Source organism: Aeromonas sp. R6-2, from assembly GCF_040908155.1.
Lineage (GTDB): Bacteria > Pseudomonadota > Gammaproteobacteria > Enterobacterales > Aeromonadaceae > Aeromonas > Aeromonas schubertii.
The window spans coordinates 1-19000 of the sequence record NZ_JBFODE010000022.1 but is presented as its reverse complement, the minus strand read 5'-3'; the positions used below and the strand labels follow the sequence as shown (position 1 = coordinate 19000).

Below are 19000 nucleotides of genomic sequence, written 5' to 3'. Positions count from 1 at the left end.
GGGAACCTCACGGTTCCCCTCTCATTTTCTTACTCGCCCTTTGCGTTAACCGGGACCGATACGATCCACCAGGTTGAGGTGTACAGGCCCCCCATGGCGCTGTAATCCCAGGTGGTACTCCCGTTGGCGCTGGCTCTCGCGCTTGAGACCCAACATCAGGGAGTAGCACATGGCCAGCATGATCACCGAGAAGGGGAGCGCGGCTATGATGCTGGCCGCCTGCAGGGCGGCGAGCCCCCCCGAGACCAACAGGATGGCCGCCACCAGCCCCTGCCCCAGCCCCCACACGGCCCGGTGCAACACGGGTGGCTCCTGATCCCCGATGGAGAGCAGGGTGGTAATGACCAGGGTGCCCGAATCGCTGGAGGTGATGAAATAGGTACAGATGAGCAGGGTCAGTACCCCCTTGGCGATGAGGCCCATGGCTCCCCAGTTCATCATCTCTATGGTCTTGTAGAGGGCCAGTGTCACATCCTGATTGACCGCCTCGGCCACACCCCCCTGGCCAAACAGCTCCAGATGCAGGGCCGTACCACCGAACACGGTGAGCCACAGCATACCGAGCAGGGAGGGGACCAGCAGCACCCCGAGCACGAACTCGCGAATGGTCCGCCCTTTGGAGATGCGGGCGATGAACATACCGACGAAGGGGGCCCAGGCGATCCACCATCCCCAGTAGAAGGCGGTCCAGGCGGACTGCCAGGCCGAGGTGCCGTTGGCCTCTGTGTTGGTCCAGAAGCTCAGGCGCACTATGTTCTGCAGGTAGTCACCGATGTTCTGCACATAGGCATTCAGGAGATAGGTGGTCGACCCCAGCGCCAGAAACAACACCAGGATGAAGACGCTCAGCCAGACGTTGAGCTCGGAGAGGATCTTCACCCCGCGCCCCACCCCTGAGATGGCCGACAGGGTGGCGATCACACTGATGATGCCGATGAGCCACAGCTGGTTGGTCTGGGAGACCTCGAGCCCCAGCATCTGGTTGAGGCCGGTGTTCATCTGGGCAACCCCCAGACCGAGCGAGGTGGCGACCCCGAACACGGTGCCGAACACCGCCAGCACATCGGCAGCATGCCCCCAGAAACCGTAGATGCGATCCTTGAGCAAGGGATAGAGCACGGAGCGGATCGCCAGCGGCAGCTTGCGCCGGTAGCTGAAGAAGGCCAGCGACAAGCCGACAATCACATAGATGGCCCAGGGATGCAGACCCCAGTGAAAGAAGGTGAGACGCATCGCCACCTGGGCCGCCTCCGGGGTCATCCCCTCCTTGATAAAGGGATTGGCCTGCAGGTGATAGATGGGCTCGGCGATGCTCCAGAACACCAGGCCGATGCCCATGCCAGCGCTGAACAGCATGGCAAACCAGGAGAAATAACCGAACTCCGGTTCCTGATCGTCGTCACCCAGCTTGATGCTGCCGAAACGGCTGAACATCAGATAGATGGCGAAGAACAGAAACAGGGCGACCACCAGGATGTAATACCACTTGAAGCCGGCAATGATGGTGTCCTTGGCGCCGGTGAACCAGGCGCCGGCCGTGTCGGGATCAAACACCCCAAACAGCAGGAACAGGGTGACCACGGTCAGGGCCGTGACCGCCATGGTGGGGTTGAGCCCCTTGAAGAAACCTTGTGTCGCTCGCATCGGGCCTCCTTAGTGCTGGTTAAAGAACTCTTCGCCCACGTGCTCACCGGCCCCACCGATGGCGCGATAGACCAGTTGGCCCACCGGATGCTCCCGGTGATCCACCAGGGTCACGGAGGGTTGCCCGTTCACCGCCGGTCGTTTGCCCAGAAAGATGGCCATGGGTACGCCGACGTTGGAGACACCACTGGTGATCCAGAGACGATTGAAGTCGTAGCTGCCACCGATGAACTCGAGCTGGGCCAGGCCGTTGTCGAGGCCGGAGAGATAGAAGTGCATGGCACTCTCGCTCGGGAAGAGGTGTACCAGCACATAGGCATAGCGCAGCTCGTTGACCAACTCCTTTAGGTTGAAAGTACCTGTCTCACTGCAAGAGAGAGGCAGCTCACCATCGTAGTGGTGTACCTTGAGATTGTTCGGGTCTTCGTCATAGGCGGGCTGATAACGGACAAACGCTGAAGTATCAGGCAGTTCATAGCGAACACGCACCACTCTCAGCTCGGATACCAGGGCTTTGATGTCCAGCTCCTGTGCCATATTTTGCCTCCTTGTGAACGATTTTCGTGGGAAAAAGAGGCATAACTTAACACAAAATACTTTGAGCAGGAAACTTTCCACTCAAAACATTATTGACCAGTGCCCTGTCGAGGAGGAAAATGCGCCCCCTCTCCCCGTTCCGGAAAACCGCCAGTGGAAAGACACGACGAGCTCCTGGTCGCCCTGCGCCAAATCATTCGTGCCATCGATCTGCACTCCAAGCGCCTCATCAAGGAGGCAGGGCTGACCGCCCCCCAACTCTTTCTGCTCAAAGGAGTCGAACAGCTGGGAAACGCCTCCATGCGTCAACTGGCAGATCACACCAACATGAGTCAGGCGACCGCCACCACCATCATGGACCGGCTGGAGAGTCGCGGGCTGGTGGTGAGGCTGCGTAGCGACAGCGACAAGCGCAAGGTCCACGCCAGCCTGACCGAGGCGGGTCGAACACTGTTGAGCGACGCCCCTACCCCGTTGCAGGAGAGCTTTATCCAGCGCTTCCAATCCCTCGAGGAGTGGGAGCAGACCCTGCTGCTCTCATCGCTGCAGCGCGTCTCGAGCATGATGAATGCAAGCAACATAGACGCAGCCCCTGTCTTGTCGGTCCGGGCCCTGACCGAAGAGAAAGCCTGAAAACAAAAAAGCTCCCGACCGGGAGCTTTTTTCATGGGAGGCGTATCACTCCTCCAGGGTAATCCCTATGTTGGAGACCCCTTCCTGGCAGGCGAAGGTCTTGATGGCCAGGATACGGTCGCTGTCACGCTCGAACGCCACCCGCTTTTGCAGCTCGACCTGGAACTCCAACTCGGCCTCGAAGAGCTCGTGCTCATAGAGCTCTTCATCTTCCATCTCGCGACCTTCCAGCATCTCGACGAAACCGGCGACGCACCCGATAGAGGCATGACTCGCCTCTTCAGACTCCTCCCCCATCCGGCAGATCACCGAGTTGTAGGCGCACCCCAGGGCGACACAAGCATCCAGCGCCGGATAGGCTCCATAGCTCTCGAAACGGCTGGGATCGGGAATGTTATTCTCGAACTCTTCGAGCAGGGCACTCAGGTTGACCCGTGAGCCCTTGACGGTGAGGTACTCCCACATCTGATCCAGGGTCTGACGGAAAGCCTGGGCATTGCCAAAACCGGATGCCTGGGCGAAGAGGGCATAGTTGGGGTACATACGCTCGGCCAGGGCCAGGGCAAAGACGGTCTGCTGCCAGGGTTGCAGCTCTCGCAGCCGCTTGTAGAACTTCTCACCGAACACGGGGGACTCCTCTTCATCAATTGGCGAAGATTGTATCGCAAGCCCCGGTATGCGAGAAACGAAAAGCGCTGGTCGGCTATCTTGACAGACCCGCTGGGGTAAGATGGAAGTGTCACGCTCGATAAGAAGGAACAGACCATGAGCCAACGCACCCTGCTTTTGCTTAGCCAGGACAACGCCCACTACGAGCGACTGCTCAAGGGGGCCAATTTGCCCCATCTGCGCATCCTGCGCGCCGACAGCGAAGCCCAGGCCCAGGCCCACATCGCCGAGGCCCACATCCTGATGGCCGAGCCGGCTCGGGCAAAACCCCTGCTGCCCCAGGCACGCAAGCTCACCTGGCTACAGTCCACCTATGCAGGCGTGGATACCCTGCTGGAGCCCTCAGCCCGCCGTGACTATCAGCTCACCAATGTCCGCGGTATCTTCGGTCCCCTGATGAGCGAGTACGTCTTTGGCCACCTGTTGGCACTGACCCGACAGATCGCCCATTACCGGGAGCTGCAGCGCCAAAAGGTATGGCAGAGCCGCCCCTACGAAAGCTTGCACGGCAAGACCCTGTTGATTCTCGGTACCGGCAGCATAGGCCAGCACCTGGCCAAAACCGGTCAACACTTCGGAATGCGGGTGCTCGGGGTCAGTCGCAGCGGGCGCGAGCGCCCAGGCTTTGCCCAGGTCTATCAGCTACCAGCGCTCAACAAGCTGCTCCCTCAGGCCGATGTCATCGTCAGCGTCCTGCCTGCTACCCGGGAGACTCGCCACATCTTCAATGCCGAGCGATTCGCGCACTGCAAACCGAGCGCCATCCTCTTCAACGTAGGGCGCGGCTCGGCGGTCGACAGCGGCGCCCTGCTCACGGCACTGCGTACCGGCAAGCTGGGTTATGGAGTGCTCGACGTGTTCGAGCAAGAGCCTCTGGGAACAGACTCTCCCCTGTGGAACCAGCCCAATCTGATCATCACTCCCCACAACAGCGCCTATAGCTTCCCCGAGGATGTGGCCCAGATCTTCGTGCGAAATTACATTCGCTTTATCGAGGGACAACCTCTCGAGGGGAAAATCGACTTCGACAGGGGATACTGAGCCCCATAAGCAGAGAGCCCCTCATCGAGGGGCTCTCTGTTAGCCGGCGGCCATCTCCTTGCGATAACTCTTCACCTTGGCGAGGAACTGACGCTTGGCCTTGCCGGAGAGTGGCTCGGCCATGGGCAGCTTCACCTTCATGGCATCCACGGGTCTGTTGTTGATACGCACCTCGTAGTGGAGGTGGGCACCGGTTGAGCGCCCGGTGTTACCGGAGAGGGCTATCTTGTCACCCATCTTCACCCGCTGTCCCTGCTTGACCAGCAACTTGCTCAGGTGGAGATAACGGGTCGATACGGTGCGGCTGTGGCGAATGACCACATAGGTGCCGGCCAGGGGGTGGCTGGTTGCCTTGAGTACCACACCATCACCGGTCGCCAGCACGGGGGCTCCGATCGGTGTCGCAAAGTCGGTCCCCTCATGGGGCCGCACCTGACCCGTAATCGGGTGCTTACGCGCCGGGTTGAAGTTGGAGGTGATACGATAGCGGCTGTGCAGGGGGTAGCGACGGAAGCCGCGCTCCAGACTCATTCCCTGACCATCATAGTAGTTACCATCATCGGCCAGCCAGGCCGAGACCGACTGTTTACCCGAGGTGAACTCGACCCCCAGCAACTGGCTGTTGCCGGTCTTCTGGTCATCCACCATCTCGCTCTTCACCAGCACCTTGAAGGTATCACCCTGCTTGAGCTCCTTGGCCAGATTCATACGCCACTGGAACAGGTTGGCGATCTTCTGGATGTGCGAGGGGGAGATGCCGGCATTGCGAGCGCTCTGGTAGAAGCTGCCGCGAACCGTGCCCTCCATGGTGTTCTGCCTCCAGGTCACCTTCTCGGTGATCATGCGCGACAGGTATTGATCTTCTTTGCGCTCGAGGACCAGGGTCTCCTTGATGTTGAGGCGCATCTTGACCTCTTGCAGCAGATTCTGGTCGTCGATGAGCACCTCGATCACCTGGCCGGGCTTGAGGCGGGAGAGATAGTGCTTGCTGTCGGCATCCAGCACCTTGTAGAGGGTGGTGGTGGAGAGGCCAAGGTTGTTAAAAATGGTGGTGAGGGTCTCGCCGTTACGGATCTTGTACTCGAGCCACTGGGGCTCCGCGACCGCGGGGATGTCGTCGCCCTCGCTCTGCTCGATCGCAGGGTCAACCAGTTCATGATCCGGGATGGAGTTAAATTCGGTGTTATCTTCGTTGGTCGCCGTGCCATGAGAGACCAGTGGTAACTCGAGCCGCAGGGGCTGTTCGAGTATGTCACCGGGAGCAGGCAAGAGGGCGACCGTTGACAGGGTCACCCAGGTCAATAGAAGGATGGCGTAGAAGTGTTTTCTGGGAACCGGCGGTTCCCAACTGGCCGCCTGAGCCACCAGGGGACGGAGACGTTTCATCCGTGATCCTGCATTGCGATTGTTACCTTGAGCCTGTCTGGCTTGTCTGAAGCGACTGAACTTTTTGTTTGGACTGTGGTTAGCCTGAAGAGTTCAGCGAAAAAGACAATTTTGTAGCATTTTATGCATAAACTGCTGGATTGCGCAGAAAAGCAGGCAAATTTATACATTTTTTTTCATTTCTATGCTCCCGCTCGAATTAAACGGGAGCAAAGAATAACAGCTTGTTACAAACAAGTAGCAGCAAAGCGCAAAAAACGGAAGTAATGTGTTGCGTCTGATTTTCTCCCTGTGACCCGTTTTACCGACTCAGGCTACACCACCCCCTACAGCATCTGGCTTAGTTGCAAGCCGCGAAGGCATTTGCCATCCCTTCCATCCACGCCAGGTAGGCCTCCGGCCCCATGGGATAATTCCCTCCGGACTCATCGAGCAGTAGCACTTTGGCGCCTGTGTTGCGTGCCACCGACTCGATCACATCGGGCCTGAACTGGGGCTCGGCAAACACACACTGAGCCTGGTGTGCCTCCAGAGCCTGACGGATGGTCACCAGGGTCTTGGCTCCGGGGCGGCGATCCGGGCTGACGGTGAAATGCCCCCTGGATTGCATGCCGTAATGGCGCTCCCAGTAACCGTACGCATCATGGAAGACAAAGTATCCCTTCTGCTGGACCGGTTTCATCCGCTCTCTGATGAGGGTGTCTTTGGCGGCCAAGGCCTGCTCGAAGTGCGCCAGGTTGCCCCGGTAACGGTCGGCATTGGCGGGATCGAGCTCAACGAGGCGAGCGGCAATGGCTCGGGCAATGGGGGCGGCCAAATCGGGGCCGAGCCAGATGTGGGGATCGAGATTACCGTGGTGGTGATGCCCGTCATGATCGTCGTGATCATGTTCCTCCCCCTCGGCATAGTGGTGCACAGGCAGACCCGGCAAGGTCAGCAGTGTCAACAGGTTCGGTTTTCCCGCCAGGGGTTTGACCAGAAAGCTCTCCAGCTCGGGGCCAACCCAGATGACCAGGTCCGCGGCGTCGAGGCGGCGCAGATCCGAGGGGCGCAGGGCAAAGTCATGGGGAGAGGCCCCCGCCGGCAGCAGCACCCGGGGCTCGGTCACATCCCGGGTGATGGCGGCTGCGATAAAACCGATGGGTTTAAGGGTGGTCAGTACCTCGATGGCGGCGACGGGCAGGCTTGCCCCCAGCATGATCAGGGTTAAAAAAAGGCGTTTCATGGGCTCTCAACGGCTCGCGTAGCGTGGTAACATTGTCGTCATAAAGTGTTATAGTATAACAATTCTTGCTGCAGTAAACCCCGGAGTCTCTTCATGAACCCACTGGTGGAGCTCAAGGATGTCTCTCTCGCGTTTGAGGGGCGTACCGTGCTCGACAAGGTCTCCTTTTCCCTCGAGAAGGGGAAGATCACTACCCTCGTCGGCCCCAACGGCGCCGGTAAGAGCACCCTCAGCAAGCTGGTGCTGGGTCTGCTGGCCCCGGACCGGGGAATCATCAACCGCATGCCCCGCCTGCGGATCGGCTATGTACCGCAGAAGATCTACCTGGACCCCACCCTCCCCCTCACGGTCGAACGCTTTCTCAAGCTGGCCAGAGGGGCCCGTCGCTCCCTCACCGAAGTGCTGGCCCGGGTCGGAGCCGAGCACCTGAAAGAGAGTCGGATGCAGCAACTCTCCGGGGGGGAACTGCAGCGCGTCCTGCTCGCTCGGGCCCTGCGTGTGGAGCCCGAACTGCTGGTGCTCGACGAGCCGGTACAGGGGGTCGATGTGAGCGGCCAGGTCGAGCTCTATGCGCTCATCAGCGAGCTGGCTCGGGAGCTCGATTGCGCCGTCCTCATGGTCTCGCACGACCTTCATCTGGTGATGGCCAGCACCCATGAGGTGGTCTGCCTCAACGGCCATGTGTGCTGTCACGGAGCACCGGAGAGCGTGGCCCGCCATCCCGAATTTGCCCGCTTGTTCGGTCGCCCCGAACGGGAGCAGCTGGCGGTTTACACCCATCACCACCACTGTGACGGGGAGCACCACCACGGAGCCGCTCCCGTCATCCGCCTGCCTTCCCGCCAGGAGTAACCCTTGGACAGCTTCCTTCTCTACGCCCTGGCCGCCGGCCTCGGCATCGCCGCCCTGGCCGGCCCACTCGGCAGCTTCGTGGTCTGGCGCAAGATGGCCTATTTTGGCGATACCCTCTCCCATGCCTGCCTGTTTGGCATCGCGCTGGGCATTCTGCTGCAGGTTAACCTGACCCTGGCCGTAGTGCTCTGCTGCCTGGCCATGGCCCTGCTGCTCTTCGTCATGAGCCGCAACCAGCTGGTGGCCACCGATACCCTGCTCGGCATTCTGGCCCACAGTGCCCTCTCGCTGGGGCTGGTGACCTTGAGCTTCATGGAGAGCGTGCGGGTCGATCTGATGGCCTACCTGTTCGGGGATCTGCTCTCGGTCCAACCTGACGATCTGCTCTGGATCTATGGTGGGGGGGTCCTGGTGTTGCTGGTGCTGTGGCGGCTGTGGAATCCCCTGCTCTCCATGACCGTCTCGGAGGAGCTCGCCAGAGTCGAGGGGGTCAGGGTCGATCTGCTGCGCGCCCTGCTGATGCTGCTGATCGGGCTGGTGATCGCAGTCGCCATGAAGTTCGTCGGCGCCCTCATCATCACCTCCCTGCTGATCATTCCGGCCGCCACGGCCCGTCGTTTCAGCCGTACTCCGGAGCAGATGGCGGCCCTGGCCTCTCTGATTGGCTGCCTGGCCGTGGCGGGAGGGCTGCTGCTCTCCTGGTTCAAAGACACGCCGGCCGGTCCGTCGGTGGTGGTCAGTGCCGCCCTGCTGTTTGCGGTGGCCCAACTCAAACGCACCTAGTCCCGGGGGCGCAGGCTCCCCTGTGTCTCCATCCAGAGCCACTGGCGCAGCCGGCTGATGGCCGGCTCGTGCAGGCGCGATCGCTTGCAGACGAAGTAGAAGTTATCCCCGGTCTCGAGAGGATGCAGAGGCAAACGGATCAGATTGCCCTCCTCCGGTTGCAACATGTAGTCATTGATGAGGGCAACCCCCTGATCCCAGTTGGCCGCCTCCATGGCCAGCAAGACGTGGCTGAAGTGGTGCATATGCGCCTCAGGGGGGATGACCAGCCCGCCCGCCTCGGCCCAGCGCCGCCAATCCTCCCCCTTCTCCTTGTAAATCGCCTGAATAGAGAGCAGAGGAAGCTGCCACAGGGCCACGGGCCAATTCCCCTCCACCTGTTGCCACAGGCGGCGGCTGCAGACCGGAAAGAGCCGCTCTCGATAGAGCAGATCATGGCTGTAGCCCCTGGCCTGGGGCGCGACGGTAATAAAACAGTCGGCCACCCGATCCGAGAGCAGGGGATCCTCGGCCACCATCTCCAGCTCCAGCTCCAGCTCCGGGTGCTGCTGGCGCAGTCCGCTCAGCCTGGGGATCAACCACTTGACCGCAAACGAGCTGTAGAGAGCGAGACGAACCCGCATCTCCCCGCCGCCGCGCAACTGCTCGCTGGCCTGGGCTATCTGGCTGAGCCCACCGGTCACCCCCTCCAGATAGATCTCACCCGCCCCCGTCAGGGAGACACGCCGCCCCTGGCGCAGCAACAGTGTCTCCCCAAGGTAATCCTCGAGCTGGCGAATCTGGTGGCTGACGGCACTCTGACTCACGGCCAGCTCGACGGCGGCCCGGGAGAAACTCTGCAGCCGTGCCACCGCCTCGAAGTAGTGCACCGCGCGCAGGGGAGGAAGTTTCATTATCCAAAAACCTCATGGGTCGTCATTTTTCATCATTTTACTAGATGATACCGCCCTCGCTACTCTGAATCCCAGTTGTTGTGGAGGTGGTATGAATGCAGTCGGGATCGGCATCCTCTATCTGGTGCTGGGAAACATAGTCGCGGTCTTCTCCGATGCCTTGGTCAAGGTGCTGGATCCGGACCAGCCCGTGTTTCAGTTTGTTTTCTTTCGTCAGATTTCGGCCGCCATCATGCTGCTGCCGCTGCTGCTCTGGTCCCTGCGCCGCCACCCGCCGCTGGCCTTGCGCTGGCATCTGCTGCGCTCTCACATCTGGGCCGTCGGAGTGGTGATGATGGTGATCGCCCTGACCCGGCTGCCGCTGGCCACCGCCAATGCCCTCTTCTATGCCGCGCCGCTCTTGATGGTTCCGCTCGCGGTATGGCTGGCGGGCGAAGCCCTCTCCCGCCAGAAGGTGATGGCCGCCCTGCTCGGCTTTACCGGTGTGCTTATCGTGTTGCGCCCCACCGAGATCAATTGGGCAGCCCTGGCGGCCCTCGGCGTCGCCTTGAGCATGGCGGTCAACAACCTGCTGATTAAACGCCTGCCCCAACGGCAGCCGGTGGTACAGACCCTGTTTCTGACCAATGTGCTGAGCATGCCGCTGGTGCTGGGACTGGTCTGGTGGGAGGGGGAGCCCTGGCAGTGGCAGATGCTGTGGCCAGCCTTCGGCTCGTCGGCCCTCATCGTCGTCTATGCCGGCCTCTGCGTGCTCGCCTATCGCAAGGCCGAGGCCAGCAAGATCGCCTCTGCCGAATACACAGGCCTGCTCGCCGCCGTGGCGGTGGGGATCTGGCTCTTCAACGAGCAACCCGGCCTGCCCCTGCTGCTTGGCAGCCTCTGTATCGTGCTGCCGCTGCTGGCCATGGCCCGTGGTGAGCGCAAGCCTCCCGAGCCTCAGGTCGCCAGCAACTGATCGACCCGATCACGCAAGACAGGGAGCAGCTGCTCCTCAAACCAGGGGTTTTTTCTGAGCCACAGGGTATTGCGTGGAGAAGGGTGCGGCAGGGGAAGGATGGCAGGCGTGATGTCGCGCCAGTGGCGCACTGTCTCGGTCAGGGTGCCGCGAAAGGCCGCTCCCAGATAGTGCTGCTGGGCATACTGCCCCACCAACAGGGTCAGCTCGATGCGGGGCATGAGCGCCAGCACCTGATGGTGCCAGAGGGGGGCACACTCGGGACGCGGTGGCAAGTCGCCGGAGCGTCCTCGCCCCGGATAGCAGAGCCCCATGGGCATGATGGCGATACGGGACTCGTCATAGAAGCGCGCCTTGTCCAACCCCATCCAGTCGCGCAGCCGTTCACCCGAGGCATCATCCCAGGGGATACCGCTGGCATGCACCCGGGCCCCCGGCGCCTGGCCCACGATGAGCAGACGCGACTGCTCGCTGCCACGGATCACGGGTCTGGGCCCCAGCGGGAGTTGTGCCTCGCAGAGGCGACAGGCGCGAATGCGCTCAAACAGAGAAGACAGGGTTTCCATTCGCCCATGCTAACCGATTTTTTCCTTCGTGGCCGCTTGTCCCCGAATGAAGAGAGACCTAAACTGGGCCACAACTGTTTAATTTAATAGACACATCATGCCACTTTTGCTCGGACCTGGGGTGGTCGCCCTCTCATTCGTCCTGTGGGGCCTGCTCCCCCTCTACTATCAGTTTCTGCCCACGATCAACATGTGGGAGCTGCTCTCGCACCGGGTCATCTGGTCCGTAGTCCTGCTGGCGCTGCTGATGCGTCTGGCTGCACGCCCTGTTCCCTGGGCAACATTGCGGGCCGAGCCACGCCAGTTGCTGCTGATCCTCTGCGCGGGCCCTGTCATGTCCATCAGCTGGTGTATGTTCACCTGGTGCCTCACCACGGGTCAGGTGCTGGCCACCAGCCTCGCCTTCTTCATGACGCCGCTATTTAACATCGTGCTGGCGGTGCTCTTCCTCAAGGAACGCCTCACTCCCCAAAAGCACCTGGCGGTCGCCCTGGCCCTGGCCGGACTCGCCTACATGCTGTTCCAGTACGGTGAGTTACCCTGGTTTTCCCTCATCATGGGCGGGAACTTCGCCGTCTATGGCCTCATCAAGAAGAAGATCCACTACCCGACCGACCAGAGCCTCTACCTGGAAGCCCTGGTCCAGTTGCCCCTGGCCCTGCTCTTCGTGTTCTGGCTGACCCTCTCGGGTCACCCCAGCCTCTTTCTGGACGGTAGCCTGGGTGACCGCCTGATGTTGATGGGCAGTGCCCCTGCGACCCTGATCCCGGTAGGTCTCTTCTGCTACGGCATGATCCGCACCCGCCTCAGTACTGTGGGGCTGCTTCAGTACATAGAGCCAAGCCTGGCCTTTCTGCTGGCCGTGTTCTGGTTTGGGGAGCACCCCGACCCGGTCAAGGAGGTGGGCTTCATGTTCGTCTGGGCGGGGCTGCTGGTCAGCCTGCTCCCCTTGCATCGCCTCAGGCGACGCGCCTTGTCACGGCCGCCTCAGTGAGGCATGAAGCGGGCCATGGTCTGGTGCCAGATCGGGTCTGTGTCCATGGCATCGATGATGGGGATCAGCCGGCGGTGCAGCGTCTCCAGATTGGGGGAGAGCAGCAGATGACGGGTATAGCTAAACAGCGGGAAGGGCGAGACGTATAGCTTGTCGTGGTACTCGGGGCGCAGAATAAACCAGTTCAGGGCGGAGCCCGGCACCATAGTGATGTCGATGCGATGACGCAGCAACAGGTCCAGGTTGGTCTTGGCCAGCTTGGCATCGCTGCGCTTCATCTGGCCACTCGCCACCAGGCCATCCACCGCCGCGAAGTGATAGCCAATGATGCCCCCGAAGGTGAGCCCCTTGATGCTGTCCGGCCCCCGATAGTCGATCGGATGGTCGCGACTGGAGATGAGCTCATTGGTATCGCGCATCATGGGCAGGCTCCAGAGATAGCGGCGGCGCCCCTCATCCCCGAACCAGGCCGGATTGACCCAGGCCACCACCCCCTTGAAGTCCGGTTGATCCATCTCCAGTTGCAGGCGATAGCGATTGACCGTCCACACCTCGAAGAGGGGCTCTCCCAACTTCTCATTAAGGTAATCGGCGAGGGCCCAGGTCAGCCCCTGCTGCGGGGCTGTCATGAAGGGAGGATGCTGATGGTAGTTATAAAGCCGAACCGTCTCCCCCCAGACGGGCAGGATCCAGAAGAGCAGGCCGATCCACCACCCTCTTGCCATACTCGCTCCATATCCATGCCGTTAGTATGTCAATGATAGCGAACTCGTTGTCAGATGCTCGCCCTGCCGATAGGCTCTCTTCCATGTGGTTTATCTATCTGGTCCGCACCGGGTGCGGTCATCTCTACACCGGCATCAGCACAGACCCGCAGCGCCGGCTGGAACAACACCAATCCGGCAAGGGAGCCCGGCGCCTGCGCGGTCAGGGACCCTTGACCCTGGTCTGGCAGCAGGAGGTGGGTGAACGTGACGAGGCACTGCGCCTCGAGTACCGCCTCAAGCGCCTGCCCAAGGCCCGCAAGGAGCAGCTTGTCGCGGAGCCGGCCCGTTGGGACTCACTGCGTGGCACCTTAAGCGCTGCCCCATAAACAAGAGACCGGCCAATGGCCGGTCTCTTGTTCCCTTCCGTCGGTGCTTTTAACGGCGCTCGCGAATGGTCTTGATGATGTCGGTGGTGGAACAGCCATCCTCAAAGTTCAGCACCCTCACCTCACCGCCGTTGGCCGTCACCTCGGCATAACCGGCGATATCCTCGGGTTGATAGTCACCCCCCTTCACCAGCAAGTCCGGCAGGATCTCACCGATGAGACGCTGCGGGGTATCTTCACCAAACGGCACCACCCAATCCACCGCGCCCAGCGCGGCCAGCACCGTCATGCGGCGCTCGGTCGGATTGACCGGACGACCCGGCCCCTTGAGGCGACGCACCGACTCGTCGGTATTGACGGCCACGATCAGGCGATCCCCCAACTTGCCGGCATTGGCCAGGTAGGAGACATGGCCCGCATGCAGGATATCGAAGCAGCCATTGGTCATGACGATCTTCTCGCCACGACGGCGTGCCGCCTCGACCGCCACCTTGAGTTGCTGCTCGGAGAGGACGCCAAAACCGGTCTCGTGCTCGGAGTAGAGCGCATTGGCCAGCTCGACCGGGCTGACGGTAGAGGTCCCCAGCTTGCCGACCACGATGCCGGCAGCGGTGTTGGCCAGGGCGCAGGCCTCATCCAGGCTCTTGCCGGCGGCCAGAGAGGTGGCCAGGGTCGAGATCACCGTATCACCGGCACCGGTCACGTCGTACACCTCGTGGGCCTGGGCCGGCATATGCAGCTCGCTCTGCCCGTCGCGGATCAGGGTCATACCGTTCTCGGAACGGGTCACCAGCAGGGCATCCAGCTCGAAGCGACGCACCAGCTCGAGACCACGCTCGACCAGCTCCTCTTCGCTCTTCACCTTGCCCACCACGGCCTCGAACTCGGACATGTTGGGGGTGAGCAGGGTGGCACCGCGGTACTTCTCGAAATCGGTGCCCTTGGGGTCGACCAGAACCGGAATACCGGCGGCACGGGCACGCTGAATCATGCCGGGCACGTCGTTGAGCGCCCCCTTGGCGTAATCGGAGAGGATCATCACATCGCTCTGGGGCAGGGCCGCCTCGATCTTCGCCATCAGCAGGCCGGCATCGACGGAGTGGAACCCCTCTTCGAAGTCGAGGCGCAGCAACTGCTGGTTACGAGACAGCACGCGCAGCTTGGTGATGGTGGGGTAGTCATCCAGCCGCACGAAATCACAGGCGACCTTGACGCCGGCCATCTTGCCCTCGAGGGCGTCGGCCGCCTCATCCTGCCCGGTCAGGCCGAGCAGGGTGGCGTGGGCCCCCAGGGCCGCGGCGTTGAGGGCCACGTTGGCGGCGCCGCCCGGGCGCTCCTCGATATGCTCCACCTTGACCACGGGAACCGGAGCCTCGGGGGAGATGCGACTGCTCGGACCATGCCAATAGCGATCCAGCATGACATCGCCAACGACCAGGACTCGGGCCTTATTGAAATCGGGCAGGGTGATCTTCATCTGAAATGCTCTCTCGAAGCGGAAAAACTGGGCGGGATTCTAGCATGCCTGCACGCCCCAGAGCAGCTTTCCGGCGATACTATCTCCCCTATCGCATCGCTTTTCGGCTAGAATCCGCCCTCTGAAATCCCACAAGGAGCGCCCATGTCCGCCGAACGTCTTCCCCGTCTGGAGCCTCGTCTGTTCCATCCCCGCTACTGGCTGCAGTGGTTCGGATTGGCCCTGCTCTGGCTGCTGGTACTGCTGCCCTGGCGCTGGCAGATGCGGTTGGGAGTAGGCCTGGGACGCCTGGCCATGACGCTGCTCAAGTCACGGGTCAAGGTGGCACGCCGCTCCATCGAGCTGGCCTTCCCCGAACTCTCGCAGCAAGAGCGGGAAGCCCTGTTGGTACGCCACTTCGAGAGCGTCGGCTGCGCCATCTTCGAGGTGGGCATGGCCTGGTTCTGGCCAGACTGGCGCATGCGCAACCTGATGCGGGTCGAGGGAGAAGAGCACCTCATCGCGGCCCTGGAGCGGGGTCAGGGGATCTTGCTGCTCTCCTGCCACTTCCTGACTCTGGAGCTCAACGCCCGCTGCTTCGGTCTGTTGCGCCCCGGAGTGGGCGTCTATCGCCCCAACACCAATCCGGTGCTGGAGTACGCCCAATATCACGGCCGCTGCAAGTCCAACAAGTATCTGGTCGATCGCATCGATGTGAAGGGGATGATCAAGGCCCTGCGCAATGGCGACGCCCTCTGGTATGCCCCGGATCACGACTACGGCAGCCACGCCAGCGTCTTCGTCCCCTTCTTCGGGGTCGAGCAGGCTGCCACCATCACGGGTACGGCGACCCTGGCCCGGGTCAAGAATACGGTGACCCTCCCCTGCTACAACATCCGTGACGATCAAGGCTATGTGCTGCACATCGGCGCCCCCCTCGAAGGGTACCCGAGCGGCGATGATATCGCCGATGCCACCCGCACCAATCAGGTGGTCGAGGCCGCAGTGCGCCGCGCCCCCGAGCAGTACATGTGGCTGCATCGTCGCTTCAAGACGGTGCCGGATGGCATGCCCCCCCGCTACTGATGAAGAAGCCCCTCGACGAGGGGCTTCGTTGTTCAGGCGCCGTGCAACTGGCGAGTGAGTCGTAGCAGGAACAGGGCGTAATCGCTCCCATAGAGGAGCGCTTCTTCGGGAGCCGCCTCCCAGTGGCGCCACCAGCTCGCCAGAGGGGCCCGCCAGTGGCGCCCCTCGGCCTGTGCCAGCAACAGGCGGGCATCCTCTCCCATGCGTTCGGCAGCGCCTGCCACTCCCGCCAGCCAGCAGGCCTCATGGTGCTGCATATCCTCCATCAGCGCGGCCAGATCGTCCACGGCTGGCCGTTCAGAGCGCAGCGCCCAGGGGGCCGCCTGTCCCGCCAGTCGATAGCCCCGCTGGGCCTTGGAGAGATGCCCCGGGCGCAATCCACCCAGGGCCGCCAGTCGCTCGGCGAGATCGAACAGGGCCGAGGCCGGACCGGACTTGAGCTCCAGCTCCAGCTCATCGATAGGCTCACGGCCGAGGCGGCCCACAATTTCCCCCTCATCCCGAGCCAGTTCGATGGCCACACCGGACTGTGCCAACTGCAGCGCCTCGCGACGGAAGTCGGTACGAAACAGGGGATGCAGGTTTGCCTGCAGCCACGCCACCGTCTCCTCATCGGGCCAGATGTCGCGGGGGAAACGGGAGAGATCCGGCCGTTCCCCCTCGATGGGAGTGTTGTACTCGGGTCTGGCATGGAGTCCACCCAGCACCTGACCGCGGCACTTGATGGTCTGCTCGGCCTCCTCTCCCCAGCGCCGGATCCGCAGCCCCATGTCGAGGCGGCGCAGCGCCAGATCCGGGGTGTCGAAGTAACTGTTCCCCAACTTGTAACAGGAACGAGACACAATCGGTAACCTTGGTAAAAAAGTGGATAACGTTTCTGAACCGGCCCGGTTCAGGCAAAATTTAATTTCAATCTCTTGGCTCATCTTGGCTTCCAGGCAGGCGCGAGGCGGGTTGGCGGCGAAATGGGGGAAAGCGGGCGACATCCGATAGGCATAATGCGGCAAAATGACGGTTTTATTGCACCCCCAGTTCGGTTACCATGCGCCCCTCACAACAGCGTATCGCGTGTTTTTTCACCGACACAGGTTTGGCTATGCCAGTAAATACTATCCTGGGACTTTTTGCCAAGTCCCCCATCAAGCCGCTGCAAAAGCACATTGCCAAGGTGCATACCTGCTGCGAGCAGCTCATTCCCTTCTTCGATGCCGTTGCCGACGGTCGTTGGGACCAGGCCGAACAGGCTCGTGGTCACATCGCCCAGCTCGAGAAAGAGGCCGACGTGCTCAAGCGCGAGATCCGTCTCAAGCTGCCGCGCGGTCTCTTCATGCCGGTTGCCCGTACCGATCTGCTGGAACTGCTGACCCAGCAGGACAAGATCGCCAACCGCGCCAAGGATATCTCGGGCCGCATGCTGGGTCGCCGCATGGAGTTCCCCGTCGAGATGCGGGCCGACTTCATGGCCTACCTCAAGCGCTGTATCGATGCCACCGCCCAGGCCAAGAAAGCCATCGAGGAGCTCGACGACCTGCTCGAGACCGGCTTCAAGGGGCGCGAAGTTGAACTCGTTGCCGAGATGATCCATCAACTGGATCTGATCGAGGATGACACGGATGCCATGCAGATCGGTCTGCGTCAGAAGCTCCAGGCTGTGGAGCAGCAGTACAACCCGATCGATATGATGTTCCTGTACAAGATCCTTGAATGGGTAGGAGATCTGGCAGACCAGGCAGAGCGCGTAGGCGAGCGCCTGGAACTGATGCTGGCTCGTTCTTAATCCACAGACTGGTAGACATTGATGGATATTATTGCGAACTATGGCACCACCCTGGTGCTCATTGCGGCCGTGTTCGGCTTCATGATGGCATGGGGTATCGGTGCCAACGATGTGGCCAACGCCATGGGTACCTCGGTCGGGACCAAATCCCTGACCATCCGCCAGGCCATCATCATCGCCATGATCTTCGAATTCGCCGGCGCCTATCTGGCGGGCGGCGAGGTGACGGCCACCATCCGTAACGGCATCATAGACCCGGCGGCCTTTGCCGATACCCCGGACCTGCTGGTACTCGGTATGATCGCCTCCCTGCTGGCTGCCGGTGCCTGGCTGATCCTGGCCTCCTATTTTGGCTGGCCGGTCTCCACCACTCACTCCATCGTCGGTGCCATCGTCGGCTTCGGCGTGGTGAGCATTGGCCCCGAGTCGGTACAGTGGGACAAGTTTGGTGGCATCGTCGGCTCCTGGGTCATCACCCCGGCTCTCTCCGGCCTCATCGCCTACTTCATGTTCATCAGCGTACAGAAGCTGATCTTCAACACCGACAACCCGCTGGCCAATGCCAAGCGCTATGTCCCCTTCTACATGTTCCTCACCTCGCTGGTCATCTGCCTGGTGACCATCAAGAAGGGACTCTCCCACGTCGGCCTGCACCTGACCGACGGCGAAGGGATCCTGCTCTCCATCGGCATCTCCCTGCTGGTGGCCCTGGCCGGTTGGTTCTACATCCGCGGTCAGAATTACAACCCGCAGGATGACAGCAAGATGCACTACGCCAACGTGGAGAAGGTGTTCGGCATCCTGATGATCATCACCGCCTGTGCCATGGCCTTTGCCCACGGCTCCAACGATGTGGCCAACGCCATCGGCCCCCTCTCCGCGGTGACCTCCATCGTCGCATCCGGTGGCGAGATCGCCGGCAAGGCCCACATCGCCTGGTGGATCCTGCCGCTCGGCGGCATCGGCATCGTCATCGGTCTGGCCACCATGGGTGAGAAGGTGATGGCCACCGTCGGTACCGGCATTACCCACCTGACCCCGAGCCGTGGCTTCGCCGCCCAGCTAGCGACCGCCGCCACCGTGGTGATCGCCTCCGGTACCGGTCTGCCCATCTCCACCACCCAGACCCTGGTCGGTGCCGTGATGGGGGTAGGCCTGGCCCGTGGCATCGCCGCCCTGAACCTGGGCGTGCTGCGCAACATCGTGGTCTCCTGGGTCATCACCCTGCCGGCTGGCGCCATCCTCTCCATCATCATCTTCTACGTCCTGAAGGCGATCTTCTCCTGATGTAGCGGATGAAAAAGCCCGGGCAACTGCCCTAATGCCGATCAGTTAAGGATCCATTGACCGATCCTTCTGATGTGTGAAAATCCGAAACCTATTGATTGGTTTCGGATTTTTTATGCGCAT

General features: G+C 61.5%; 20 protein-coding genes. 10 read left to right on the top strand and 10 right to left on the bottom strand.

Annotated elements, in window-relative coordinates:
* Nucleotides 1-45: 45 nt before the first annotated feature.
* A complete protein-coding gene (locus AB5Y48_RS03100) occupies nt 46-1644 on the bottom strand; it encodes a BCCT family transporter (protein WP_136612801.1) in 1599 nt (532 codons plus the stop codon).
* A 9-nt stretch (nt 1645-1653) separates the two neighbouring features.
* Nucleotides 1654-2181, bottom strand: a complete 528-nt coding sequence (locus AB5Y48_RS03095) for a hypothetical protein (RefSeq protein ID WP_050667730.1) — start codon at nt 2179-2181, stop codon at nt 1654-1656.
* Nucleotides 2182-2334: 153 nt separating this feature from the next.
* On the opposite strand from AB5Y48_RS03095, the gene AB5Y48_RS03090 reads away from it, so the two are divergent.
* Entirely contained in the window at nt 2335-2814 is a 480-nt protein-coding gene (locus AB5Y48_RS03090; protein ID WP_050667731.1) for a MarR family winged helix-turn-helix transcriptional regulator, read from the top strand.
* A 45-nt stretch (nt 2815-2859) separates the two neighbouring features.
* Here AB5Y48_RS03090 and AB5Y48_RS03085 read toward each other — a convergent pair whose 3' ends face one another.
* Nucleotides 2860-3441: a YjaG family protein gene (locus tag AB5Y48_RS03085; RefSeq protein ID WP_050667732.1), complete on the bottom strand. Its 582-nt coding sequence runs from the start codon at nt 3439-3441 to the stop codon at nt 2860-2862.
* A 138-nt stretch (nt 3442-3579) separates the two neighbouring features.
* On the opposite strand from AB5Y48_RS03085, the gene AB5Y48_RS03080 reads away from it, so the two are divergent.
* Nucleotides 3580-4524 carry a D-2-hydroxyacid dehydrogenase gene (locus AB5Y48_RS03080; protein ID WP_368163734.1) on the top strand — a complete coding sequence of 315 codons (945 nt, stop codon included), beginning with the start codon at nt 3580-3582 and terminating at the stop codon, nt 4522-4524.
* 39 nt (nt 4525-4563) lie between these two features.
* Here the strand turns inward: AB5Y48_RS03080 and mepM are convergent, their stop codons facing one another.
* Together mepM and znuA are read right to left on the bottom strand one after the other, a co-directional pair.
* Complete coding sequence (mepM, locus tag AB5Y48_RS03075; protein ID WP_050667734.1) at nt 4564-5910, bottom strand: murein DD-endopeptidase MepM; 1347 nt, start codon at nt 5908-5910, stop codon at nt 4564-4566.
* Nucleotides 5911-6250: 340 nt separating this feature from the next.
* Entirely contained in the window at nt 6251-7135 is an 885-nt protein-coding gene (gene znuA, locus AB5Y48_RS03070; RefSeq protein ID WP_060583927.1) for a zinc ABC transporter substrate-binding protein ZnuA, read from the bottom strand.
* A 93-nt stretch (nt 7136-7228) separates the two neighbouring features.
* Between znuA and znuC the strand changes: the two genes are divergently transcribed.
* A complete protein-coding gene (znuC, locus tag AB5Y48_RS03065) occupies nt 7229-7987 on the top strand; it encodes a zinc ABC transporter ATP-binding protein ZnuC (RefSeq protein WP_368163733.1) in 759 nt (252 codons plus the stop codon).
* Between the two features lie 3 nt (nt 7988-7990).
* A complete protein-coding gene (gene znuB, locus AB5Y48_RS03060) occupies nt 7991-8770 on the top strand; it encodes a zinc ABC transporter permease subunit ZnuB (RefSeq protein WP_050667737.1) in 780 nt (259 codons plus the stop codon).
* Here the strand turns inward: znuB and AB5Y48_RS03055 are convergent.
* A complete protein-coding gene (locus AB5Y48_RS03055) occupies nt 8767-9663 on the bottom strand; it encodes a LysR family transcriptional regulator (protein ID WP_136612799.1) in 897 nt (298 codons plus the stop codon). The two genes, znuB and AB5Y48_RS03055, sit on opposite strands and share 4 nt — an antisense overlap.
* 91 nt (nt 9664-9754) lie before the next feature.
* Between AB5Y48_RS03055 and AB5Y48_RS03050 the strand changes: the two genes are divergently transcribed.
* Nucleotides 9755-10618 carry a DMT family transporter gene (locus AB5Y48_RS03050; RefSeq protein WP_050667739.1) on the top strand — a complete coding sequence of 288 codons (864 nt, stop codon included), beginning with the start codon at nt 9755-9757 and terminating at the stop codon, nt 10616-10618.
* On the opposite strand, the gene AB5Y48_RS03045 is transcribed toward AB5Y48_RS03050, so the two are convergent.
* Entirely contained in the window at nt 10600-11184 is a 585-nt protein-coding gene (locus tag AB5Y48_RS03045) for a uracil-DNA glycosylase family protein (RefSeq protein ID WP_050667740.1), read from the bottom strand. The genes AB5Y48_RS03050 and AB5Y48_RS03045 overlap by 19 nt on opposite strands.
* Nucleotides 11185-11281: 97 nt before the next feature.
* On the opposite strand from AB5Y48_RS03045, the gene rarD reads away from it, so the two are divergent.
* On the top strand, nt 11282-12178 hold the full coding sequence (gene rarD / locus AB5Y48_RS03040; RefSeq protein ID WP_136612797.1) for an EamA family transporter RarD: 897 nt from the start codon (nt 11282-11284) through the stop codon (nt 12176-12178).
* Here the strand turns inward: rarD and AB5Y48_RS03035 are convergent.
* On the bottom strand, nt 12172-12903 hold the full coding sequence (locus AB5Y48_RS03035; RefSeq protein WP_050667742.1) for a hypothetical protein: 732 nt from the start codon (nt 12901-12903) through the stop codon (nt 12172-12174). The two genes, rarD and AB5Y48_RS03035, sit on opposite strands and share 7 nt — an antisense overlap.
* Before the next feature lie 32 nt (nt 12904-12935).
* On the opposite strand from AB5Y48_RS03035, the gene AB5Y48_RS03030 reads away from it, so the two are divergent.
* On the top strand, nt 12936-13271 hold the full coding sequence (locus tag AB5Y48_RS03030) for a GIY-YIG nuclease family protein (RefSeq protein ID WP_368163732.1): 336 nt from the start codon (nt 12936-12938) through the stop codon (nt 13269-13271).
* Between the two features lie 49 nt (nt 13272-13320).
* Here the strand turns inward: AB5Y48_RS03030 and hldE are convergent, their stop codons facing one another.
* A complete protein-coding gene (gene hldE, locus AB5Y48_RS03025) occupies nt 13321-14748 on the bottom strand; it encodes a bifunctional D-glycero-beta-D-manno-heptose-7-phosphate kinase/D-glycero-beta-D-manno-heptose 1-phosphate adenylyltransferase HldE (RefSeq protein WP_050667744.1) in 1428 nt (475 codons plus the stop codon).
* Between the two features lie 144 nt (nt 14749-14892).
* Here hldE and lpxL point away from each other — a divergent pair, with 144 nt between their 5' ends.
* Nucleotides 14893-15813, top strand: a complete 921-nt coding sequence (lpxL, locus tag AB5Y48_RS03020) for an LpxL/LpxP family Kdo(2)-lipid IV(A) lauroyl/palmitoleoyl acyltransferase (protein ID WP_050667745.1) — start codon at nt 14893-14895, stop codon at nt 15811-15813.
* Nucleotides 15814-15845: 32 nt separating this feature from the next.
* On the opposite strand, the gene AB5Y48_RS03015 is transcribed toward lpxL, so the two are convergent.
* The gene (locus tag AB5Y48_RS03015) at nt 15846-16739 is read right to left on the bottom strand and encodes an inorganic triphosphatase (RefSeq protein ID WP_368163731.1); all 894 of its coding nucleotides are present in this window, start codon (nt 16737-16739) and stop codon (nt 15846-15848) included.
* A 170-nt stretch (nt 16740-16909) separates the two neighbouring features.
* On the opposite strand from AB5Y48_RS03015, the gene AB5Y48_RS03010 reads away from it, so the two are divergent.
* Both AB5Y48_RS03010 and AB5Y48_RS03005 read left to right on the top strand, forming a co-directional pair.
* Entirely contained in the window at nt 16910-17590 is a 681-nt protein-coding gene (locus tag AB5Y48_RS03010; protein ID WP_050667747.1) for a TIGR00153 family protein, read from the top strand.
* Between the two features lie 21 nt (nt 17591-17611).
* Nucleotides 17612-18877, top strand: a complete 1266-nt coding sequence (locus AB5Y48_RS03005; RefSeq protein WP_050667748.1) for an inorganic phosphate transporter — start codon at nt 17612-17614, stop codon at nt 18875-18877.
* Nucleotides 18878-19000: the final 123 nt, after the last annotated feature.

Bases quoted from the DNA above. Each gene is read 5' to 3' on its own strand.
- AB5Y48_RS03035 (WP_050667742.1), bottom strand. From the start codon at position 12,903: ATGGCAAGAGGGTGGTGGATCGGCCTGCTCTTCTGGATCCTGCCCGTC.
- znuC (WP_368163733.1), top strand. From the start codon at position 7,229: ATGAACCCACTGGTGGAGCTCAAGGATGTCTCTCTCGCGTTTGAGGGG.
- mepM (WP_050667734.1), bottom strand. From the start codon at position 5,910: ATGAAACGTCTCCGTCCCCTGGTGGCTCAGGCGGCCAGTTGGGAACCG.
- znuA (WP_060583927.1), bottom strand. From the start codon at position 7,135: ATGAAACGCCTTTTTTTAACCCTGATCATGCTGGGGGCAAGCCTGCCC.
- AB5Y48_RS03005 (WP_050667748.1), top strand. From the start codon at position 17,612: ATGGATATTATTGCGAACTATGGCACCACCCTGGTGCTCATTGCGGCC.
- AB5Y48_RS03095 (WP_050667730.1), bottom strand. From the start codon at position 2,181: ATGGCACAGGAGCTGGACATCAAAGCCCTGGTATCCGAGCTGAGAGTG.
- AB5Y48_RS03080 (WP_368163734.1), top strand. From the start codon at position 3,580: ATGAGCCAACGCACCCTGCTTTTGCTTAGCCAGGACAACGCCCACTAC.
- AB5Y48_RS03010 (WP_050667747.1), top strand. From the start codon at position 16,910: ATGCCAGTAAATACTATCCTGGGACTTTTTGCCAAGTCCCCCATCAAG.
- rarD (WP_136612797.1), top strand. From the start codon at position 11,282: ATGCCACTTTTGCTCGGACCTGGGGTGGTCGCCCTCTCATTCGTCCTG.
- hldE (WP_050667744.1), bottom strand. From the start codon at position 14,748: ATGAAGATCACCCTGCCCGATTTCAATAAGGCCCGAGTCCTGGTCGTT.
- AB5Y48_RS03045 (WP_050667740.1), bottom strand. From the start codon at position 11,184: ATGGAAACCCTGTCTTCTCTGTTTGAGCGCATTCGCGCCTGTCGCCTC.
- AB5Y48_RS03030 (WP_368163732.1), top strand. From the start codon at position 12,936: ATGATAGCGAACTCGTTGTCAGATGCTCGCCCTGCCGATAGGCTCTCT.
- lpxL (WP_050667745.1), top strand. From the start codon at position 14,893: ATGTCCGCCGAACGTCTTCCCCGTCTGGAGCCTCGTCTGTTCCATCCC.
- AB5Y48_RS03050 (WP_050667739.1), top strand. From the start codon at position 9,755: ATGAATGCAGTCGGGATCGGCATCCTCTATCTGGTGCTGGGAAACATA.
- AB5Y48_RS03055 (WP_136612799.1), bottom strand. From the start codon at position 9,663: ATGAAACTTCCTCCCCTGCGCGCGGTGCACTACTTCGAGGCGGTGGCA.
- AB5Y48_RS03100 (WP_136612801.1), bottom strand. From the start codon at position 1,644: ATGCGAGCGACACAAGGTTTCTTCAAGGGGCTCAACCCCACCATGGCG.
- AB5Y48_RS03015 (WP_368163731.1), bottom strand. From the start codon at position 16,739: ATGAGCCAAGAGATTGAAATTAAATTTTGCCTGAACCGGGCCGGTTCA.